Source organism: Massilia sp. CT11-108, assembly GCF_047302915.1.
Lineage (GTDB): Bacteria > Pseudomonadota > Gammaproteobacteria > Burkholderiales > Burkholderiaceae_D > Telluria > Telluria orientalis.
In genome coordinates, this window is sequence record NZ_JBKYMO010000278.1 from 1 (window position 1) to 7,557 (window position 7,557).

Consider the following 7,557-nt stretch of genomic DNA (forward strand, 5'->3'; position numbering starts at 1 on the left):
CCACGCCCGCATCCGGTTCGCCGCCCACGCCGTCAGGATCGCGCCCGTCAGCAGCACGAGCCGCGTATCCACGATGGAGGCATGCATGAAAAAAGCGGTTCTTTTGCTGGTCTGTCTTGTTCCGGTCGCAGCGCTGGCGGCGGGTCGGGGATGCGGCGCGCAGGTCGCGTTCCGCTGGGTGCCCAAGGACGCGGATGCGCCGTCCGCGGGCACCGTGCGCGTCGTCGACGTGCGCTCGGCACGGACTGTGCAGGTGCTCGACGGCGTGACGAACCACTACGGCGACGACGGCGGGTTGTTCGCGCAGGACCTGAACAACGACGGCTGCCCGGACCTCGTCGTGACGAGCGACGTCGCACCGATCGGCAATACCAGCAGCACCGTGTACCTCTACGATCGCGTGCGCGGACGCTTCCTGTTCGACGAGGCGCTGTCCGCGATCGGCAACATCGGCGTCGACGGCCGCGATCCGAACTGCGTGACGGGCGACTGGAAAGGCGGGGCGGAAGATGTCGGCGGCGAGCGCTATTGCTGGCGCAAGGGACGGCTCGTCAAGACGAGCGAGTACAGCGTGCGGCCGCTGTACGACCGGGAAACCGGTGAGTTCTCGTGTTACGAGCACATCGACACGACGTATGCGGGCGGCCGGAAACGCGTGCGCAGGCATTGCACGAAGCGCTTCTGAGGCCGCCCGCTGCGCGGCTAGCGCGTCTCCGGCACGAGCGCCTTCAGGATCGGCTTCACGAACTCGTTCTTCTTGAAGTCGTACAGCACGAAGTCGCTGGAGAACTGCCAGTAGCCCCACGCGAAGCCATATTTCTCGGCCGTGCGCGCGACGGTCGACGTCCACAGCACGCGGTCGTCCATCGCGGCCTTGTCGTAGGCGCCGAATTCGCCGAGGAAGACGGGGCGGCCGCTCGCATCGCTCCATGCTTTTACGGCCGCGAAATCCTTGTCGATCTGCGCGATCTCGGCCGGCTTGCCGAAGCGGATGCCCGTCGTGGAGCGGATCGGCTCGTCGGCCCACGACGCGCCCTGGTGCGTGAACGGGAACGGGTCGTAGTAGTGGAACGTGGCGATGAGGTGTTTGTCGGCGGCCGGCAGCGCCAGGTCCTTCAGCGTGTCGCGGCTGTTCCAGCGCACGCCGCCGATGATGACGTTGCGCGTGGGGTTCGTCTTGCGCATGATGGCCAGCACCTGCGGGAAGCTGGCGTTCCACGTGGCCGCGTCGAACTGGCCGTGCGGCTCGTTGAGCAGTTCGAAGACGACCGTGTTCGGCTCATTGCGGTAGCGCTCCGCCAGCTGGCTCCAGACGGCCTTCAGCTTCGGCATGCAGGCGGCGACATCCTTCGAGCAGTCGTCGAAATCGTGTTCGTCGACGATCACGTTGAGGCCGTGCTTCGTGGCCGTCGCGACGACCCAGTCGAGGCGGTTCAGCCATTTCGGATCGAGGCGGTTCCGCGCGTCGAGGGCGCGGAACGCGAACAGCACGACGCGCACGGTCGAGAACCCGGCCGCCTTGATCTGCGCGAAGTGTTCCTCCTTGTAATTGCCGCTGGCGCCGTCCTGCCAGAACGGATCGTAGCCGATGACGTTGACGCCGCGGCCCAGTTGCCGGACCTGGTCGTGCGCGGCAATCTCCTTGAACTGCGACGTGGCCGGCGGCGGGTTGGGGGCGGGATCGTCGGCGAACGCGGCGTGCGCGACGAGGGTGAGCGTGACGGCGGCGGCGAGGCGCGGCAGCTTGAGCATGAAGAGTCTCCATCGTTATCGTTGTGTTCGTCGATGGTAGCGCTATCTCGTCCTCCTGCCAAGCATGTGACAACGAGACATTTCCAAAAACCGGGGTCAGAGCCCGGTTTTGGGAAATTGTTCAAAAACGGGCTCTGACCCCGGTTGGGTCAATCGGCCGCGTAGATGTTGTTGTCCTTCGTCTCGCGCACGAACAGGGTGCCGATGACGACGGTCGCGACCGCGATCACGATCGGATACCACAGGCCGTAGTAGATGTTGCCGTTGGCCGCGACGAGCGCGAAGGCGGTGGTCGGCAGCAGGCCCCCGAACCAGCCGTTGCCGATGTGGTAGGGCAGCGACATCGACGTGTAGCGGATGCGCGTCGGGAACATCTCGACGAGCATTGCGGCCACGGGGCCGTACACCATCGTCACGTACAGGACCAGCACGAACAGCAGCAGCACGATCATCGGCTTGTTGATCTGCGTGGGGTCGGCCTTCGCGGGATAGCCGGCGGCCTTGATGGCGGCGCCCAGGTCCTTCTTCAGCGCGGCCTCGCGGTCCTTGCTGGCCAGGTCGAAGTTCAGGCCGTCCGCGGTCATCGTCGCGTTGAACGACGGGTAGACCTTGTCGCCGACCTTGACGCTGGCGATGGTGCCGGCCGGCGCATCCTGGCGCGTGTAGCTGACCGAAGCCGCCGTCAGCTGCGCGGTGGCGATGTCGCACGACGACGGGAATTTCTTCGTGCCGGTGGCGTTGAACTGGAAGTGGCAGGACGCCGGATCGGCCACGACGACGACGGGCGAGTTGTTCAGCGCCGTCTCCAGCGCCGGGTTGCCGTAGTGCGTGAGGCCCTTGAAGATCGGGAAGTACGTCAGCGCGGCGATCAGGCAGCCGGCCATGATGATCGTCTTGCGGCCGATGCGGTCGGACAGCGAGCCGAAAAAGATGAAGAACGGCGTCGCCAGCGCGAGCGCGATCGCGATCAGGATGTTGGCCGTCGCGTCGTCGATCTTCAGCGTCTTGGTGAGGAAGAACAGCGCGTAGAACTGGCCCGTGTACCAGACGACGGCCTGGCCCATCACGACGCCCAGCAGCGCGAGCAGCGCGATCTTGCCGTTCTTCCAGGTCAGGAAGGCTTCGCTCAGCGGCGCCTTCGACGTGCGGCCCTCGGCCTTCATGCGCGCGAACGCGGGCGACTCGCTCATCGACATGCGGATCCACACCGACACGGCAAGCAGCAGCACGGAAACGAGGAACGGGATGCGCCAGCCCCACGCGTCGAACGCGGCGGTGTCCATGCCGGCACGCACGCCGGTGATCACGAGCAGCGACAGGAACAGGCCGAGCGTGGCCGTCGTCTGGATCCACGACGTGAAGAAGCCCCGGCGTCCGTCGGGCGCGTGTTCGGCGACGTACGTGGCGGCGCCGCCGTATTCGCCGCCCAGCGCGAGGCCTTGCAGGATCCGCAGCGTGACGAGGACGATGGGCGCCACGATGCCGATCGACGCATAGCCTGGCAGCAGGCCGACGATGAACGTGGAGCCGCCCATGATCATGATCGTGACGAGGAAGGTATACTTACGGCCGATCATGTCGCCAAGGCGGCCGAACACGAGTGCGCCGAACGGCCGCACGATGAAGCCGGCCGCGAAGGCGAGCAGCGCGAAGATGAACGAGGTGGTCGGATCGCCGATGAAGAACTGCTTGGCGATCACGGTCGCCAGCGAACCATACAGGTAAAAGTCGTACCATTCGAAGACGGTACCGAGCGAGGAGGCGAAGATGACCTTGCGCTCTTCCTTCGTGAGCCCAACGCCGGACGGCATGGATTTGCCGCCCGCGGCCATGCCGGGGTTGATTGCCATTGTGGTCTCCAGTCGTGTTTATTGTGTGCGCCGCCCGATGGCGCGGGCAGCCTGCTGACTGTGCGCCGGGAAGCTTACGGCACGCTTGCTGGAAACTTACGCGGGGCTTACAGTTGGGTCGGGGTCGTCGGGATCATCCGGCGAAGCGTCGCCCGGCGAGGCGTCGCCCGGCGCCTCATGCAGCCGCGCATACTTGTACGCTTCCGTCGACCGCTCCAGCGCGAGGCCCAGCGCCGTCGTCAGCTCGCCGCGCGACATGCCCTGTTCGAGCTGCTGGACGGCGAAGCTGTTGCGCAGGGTGCGCCCGCCCGCGCGGGACACGCCAATGCCGGCCCGCTCGAACGTCGCGCGTGTCTGCCGGTAGACGGTCGCCTTGTGCAGCGGCTCCCCTTCCAGGTTCGCGGGGAAGACCAGGTCTCCCGGAATCTCGAGCTCCGCCCGTTCCTTCAGCCATGCCGTCAGTTCGGCGACGCCGGCCCGCGGCAGCGTCGTCGTATGCTCGTAGCTCGTGCGGTGCTTCGCTTCCGGGGTGATGTCGAGCGTGATGGCGCCGTCGATGTCGGGCTGGCGGCCGACTTCGTCCAGCAGCAGGCCGATGGCTTCCGCCACGCGCAGGCCGGCGAGCGCCATCACGATCTGCATCGCGCGGTCGCGCCGGCGCTTCCAGCCGGCGTGGCACGCCATGTCTTCCGTACGGCCGGCGGGGAGGGCGGCCAGGAAGCGCTGCAGGTCGTCCGCGCTCAGCGCCGTCATCGGGGCGTCCTCGGCGAGGTGGGCGCGGTCCGTCGCGATGATGGCCTGGCGGGCAGGGTTCGGCGCGCGTTCCAGGTAGTCGAAGCAGCGCTCCAGCAGGCGCAGGTAGCGATAGGCGATCTTGCTGTTGAGGTCGCGCCGGCCGTCCTTGGCCAGCTCGATGAAGCGGCGCAGGTCGGCCGCGTTCACGGTCGACATCCTGAGACCGCGTTCGAGCATCCACGTGGCGAACTTGCCGAACATGAATCGGTAGATGGCGGCGGATTCCTTCGACACAGGCAGCGGTACGTCGCGCTGGCGGCTGGACGTGAGGACGAACTCCGGCGTGACGACGAAGGCGGCGAAGGCCTCGACGGGACGCTTGTCCCAGTCGGCGAGGGAAGGTGAATGGCTCATGGCCTCATCATACTGCAACTAACCGACTTGCGACGCGGGCGCTGGCCACTGCGGCCAGCAAGACTGTAGTTTCGGCAATATACTCGACGATCCTTACAACAACGCACACTCCAGGGGAGCACCATGTCCGACCATCCGCCCGAAGGTCTTCCAGCGTACCGTATCCTCACCGGCCCGGACGACGCGTCGTTTTGCCGCCGCGTGAGCGCGGCCCTCGAGCAGGGGTATCTGCTGTACGGCTCGCCCGCCGCCACCTTCAACGGCGAAACCGTCATCGTGGCACAGGCGGTCATCTGGCCCGGCACGCGGTCCTCGCTTGCGTAAGTGCAGCGGCCACCCAGGCGACGAAGGGGGCTGTTCCAAAATTATGCAACTAACCGACATGTGGCCCGCCACCAACCCAACCCCGCCACCAACGGGCGAGGGCGGGAGCGCCTTATCGCTCTTATAATAAGGGCGCGCCATCCCTCGGAACGGGACGTCGCGACAGTCCAAACTTGAACGCTACAAAGGAAATCCATGCTCAAGCACATCGTCATGTGGAAACTGAAAGACCACGCCGAAGGCGCCGACCGCGCCGCCAACGCCATCGAAATGAAGCGCCGCCTGGACGAATGCGCCACCATCGTCCCGGGCCAGATCAAGTTCGAAGTCGTCATCGCCCAGCCCGGCCTGGAAGCCACGTACGACGTCGTGCTGTATTCCGAGTTCGAGGACAAGGCCGCGCTCGACGCCTACATCAAGCATCCGGTGCACCAGGCGGTCGTGCCGTTCATCGGCGCGATCCGCGAGGGGCGCCAGTGCATGGACTATGAAGTCTGACGTGTGAAGTAACAACGACGGGGAGGGCCCCATGGAGAACTTTGCGGGACGGGTGGCCGTCATCACGGGCGCCGGCAGCGGACTCGGACGCGAGTTCGCCAACGAGGCGGCCCGGCTGGGCATGAAGCTGGTCCTGGCCGACGTCGATGCGCATGCACTGGAACAGGCGACCGACGCGCTGCAGGCCGGCGGCGCCGACGTGCTGGCGATGGTGTGCGACGTGCGCAAGGCCGCGCACGTCGAAGAGCTGGCCGATGCGGCGATGATCCGCTACGGCGGCGTGCACCTGTTGTTCAACAATGCCGGCGTCGGCACGGCGGGCCTGATCTGGGAACACACGGAAGCCGACTGGGAATGGGTGCTGGGCGTGAACCTGTGGGGCGTGATCCACGGCGTGCGCGTGTTCACGCCGCTGATGCTCGACGCCGCGCGCCGCGACCCCGGCTACGAAGGCCATATCGTGAACACGGCGTCGATGGCGGGGCTGCTGGTGCCACCCGTGATGGGCCCGTACAACGTGTCGAAGCACGCCGTCGTCGCGCTGTCGGAGACGTTGTACCACGACCTGCGCCTCGTCGATGCGGCAATCAATGCGTCGGTGCTGTGCCCGTATTTCGTGCCGACGGCGATCGCGCACTCGGCGCGGCACCGTCCCGGCGACCTCCGCCACGACGGGCCGCCGACGCCCAGCCAGCAGGCGGGCCAGGCGCTGCTGGAACAGGCCGTCGCGTCGGGCAAGATGACCGCGGCGGACGTGGCCCGCATCACGTTCGACGGTATCCGCCGGGGCGATTTCTATATCTTCACGCATCCGCAGGCGCTGCAGGGCGTGGTCCAGCGCATGGAGACCATCGTGCATGGCCTGCCGCCGGCCGATGCCTACGCGGCGACGCCGCAATTCACGGCCATGCTGAAGGCCGCGGTTCAGGGCGAGGGAAAGTAGGGCGGCACGTTCGCCGCGATGTGCGCGAATTCCGCCTTGATTGCCTTGCGCATGCTCTGCTCCTTGTTGTTACTGTAGAGCAACAAGATTAGCAGTGCGCTGCGGAAATTCCTGCCCCCATCCGAGGGGCAGTCCAATCAGGCCGCGGCCTGGTCGCAAGGTTTCAGGATGCGTTCGTGCAGCTCCGGTTCGGCACCGTCGTACATCTTGACGACGGTCGACGTGCGGGTGCCGTAACCGGGAATCTCGATGCAGACTGCGGACAGCTGCCGTTCCAGGTCGAGCGGCACGCCGGTGTGCGGGAGGCGCATGTCAGGCGCGCGCGTCGTGTCGGCGAGCATCTCGAAATACGCTTCTTCCGGCGCGCCCTGCAGCAGCAGGCTGGCGAACGTCGCTTTCGTGCGCACGACCTTGGGCCACGGCGCATCCAGCAGGCCGTTCGACACGCCGTAGATGCCCGGCTCAAGCGGCTTGCCGTTGCGCGGGTCGTCGCCCGCGTGGTTCGAGAACCAGACCATGCCGTCGCGGTCGCCCAGGATCAGGTTGAAGCCGTTGTAGGCGTCCGCATCCGGCGCGATACGGGCGAGGTAGGCCGGCGCATCCTCGTCGCCCTTGAGAAAATCGGCGACGAGGGCGCCGCGCGTGGGCGCATCCGTGCGCGAGTCGCTGGGAGAACGGACGTTCGTGAGGGCGGCGAATTTCGGGCCGCGCGGGCCGTCCTTCGTCACGCCCATCCAGCTGCCGCCGCCGCGCAGGTCGCGGCCCGCGATGATGTTCGGGGCGTCCGGCCACGGACCGGCCGGAGTGGCGGGACGATCATAGTATTCGTCGCGGTTGGCGCAGGCGACCAGCGGCAGGCCGGGGATCACGCGCCAGGCAAAGACGATCAGGCACATGTTGGAAGATCCGTAAAAATTTCGGCGCGGCGGGGACCTTCGATGAGGCCTTCGAATCCGGCGCTGCGGGCCGCGGCGTCGAGCCGCGCGGGAAAGGCGTCGTCCACGCCGGGGTAGACTTCCATCCAGGTCTGCAGGCCGTCGC

At 66.6% G+C, this 7,557-nt stretch carries 9 protein-coding genes; 4 read left to right on the top strand and 5 right to left on the bottom strand.

What is annotated here, in order from left to right; translation table 11 throughout:
* A partial coding sequence (locus ACEN88_RS20090; protein WP_413342368.1) for an XAC2610-related protein occupies positions 1 to 685 on the top strand: 685 nt, incomplete at its 5' end.
* A 17-nt stretch (positions 686 to 702) separates the two neighbouring features.
* On the opposite strand, the gene ACEN88_RS20095 is transcribed toward ACEN88_RS20090, so the two are convergent.
* The 3 genes from ACEN88_RS20095 to xerC all read right to left on the bottom strand — a co-directional run bounded on the left by ACEN88_RS20095 (position 703) and on the right by xerC (position 4,751).
* The gene (locus ACEN88_RS20095; RefSeq protein WP_413342370.1) at positions 703 to 1,752 is read right to left on the bottom strand and encodes a glycoside hydrolase family 5 protein; all 1,050 of its coding nucleotides are present in this window, start codon (positions 1,750 to 1,752) and stop codon (positions 703 to 705) included.
* Positions 1,753 to 1,901: 149 nt separating this feature from the next.
* Positions 1,902 to 3,602 (bottom strand): MFS transporter, encoded by a 1,701-nt coding sequence (locus ACEN88_RS20100; protein WP_413342372.1) that lies wholly within the window; start codon positions 3,600 to 3,602, stop codon positions 1,902 to 1,904.
* A 96-nt stretch (positions 3,603 to 3,698) separates the two neighbouring features.
* Positions 3,699 to 4,751: a tyrosine recombinase XerC gene (xerC, locus tag ACEN88_RS20105; protein ID WP_413342374.1), complete on the bottom strand. Its 1,053-nt coding sequence runs from the start codon at positions 4,749 to 4,751 to the stop codon at positions 3,699 to 3,701.
* Positions 4,752 to 4,874: 123 nt separating this feature from the next.
* On the opposite strand from xerC, the gene ACEN88_RS20110 reads away from it, so the two are divergent.
* The 3 genes from ACEN88_RS20110 (at position 4,875) to ACEN88_RS20120 (ending at position 6,516) form a co-directional block, all read left to right on the top strand.
* Positions 4,875 to 5,075 (top strand): DUF1737 domain-containing protein, encoded by a 201-nt coding sequence (locus ACEN88_RS20110; protein ID WP_413342376.1) that lies wholly within the window; start codon positions 4,875 to 4,877, stop codon positions 5,073 to 5,075.
* Positions 5,076 to 5,270: 195 nt separating this feature from the next.
* Positions 5,271 to 5,573, top strand: coding sequence for a Dabb family protein (locus tag ACEN88_RS20115; protein WP_413342378.1), 303 nt, complete (start codon positions 5,271 to 5,273; stop codon positions 5,571 to 5,573).
* 31 nt (positions 5,574 to 5,604) lie between these two features.
* Positions 5,605 to 6,516 carry an SDR family oxidoreductase gene (locus ACEN88_RS20120; protein WP_413342380.1) on the top strand — a complete coding sequence of 304 codons (912 nt, stop codon included), beginning with the start codon at positions 5,605 to 5,607 and terminating at the stop codon, positions 6,514 to 6,516.
* Positions 6,517 to 6,653: 137 nt separating this feature from the next.
* Here the strand turns inward: ACEN88_RS20120 and ACEN88_RS20125 are convergent, their stop codons facing one another.
* Together ACEN88_RS20125 and ACEN88_RS20130 are read right to left on the bottom strand one after the other, a co-directional pair.
* Complete coding sequence (locus ACEN88_RS20125) at positions 6,654 to 7,412, bottom strand: NRDE family protein (protein WP_413342381.1); 759 nt, start codon at positions 7,410 to 7,412, stop codon at positions 6,654 to 6,656.
* The gene (locus tag ACEN88_RS20130; RefSeq protein ID WP_413342383.1) at positions 7,403 to 7,549 is read right to left on the bottom strand and encodes a DUF4936 family protein; all 147 of its coding nucleotides are present in this window, start codon (positions 7,547 to 7,549) and stop codon (positions 7,403 to 7,405) included. Before ACEN88_RS20130 ends, ACEN88_RS20125 begins: the two co-directional genes overlap by 10 nt.
* Between the last annotated feature and the right edge of the window lie 8 nt (positions 7,550 to 7,557).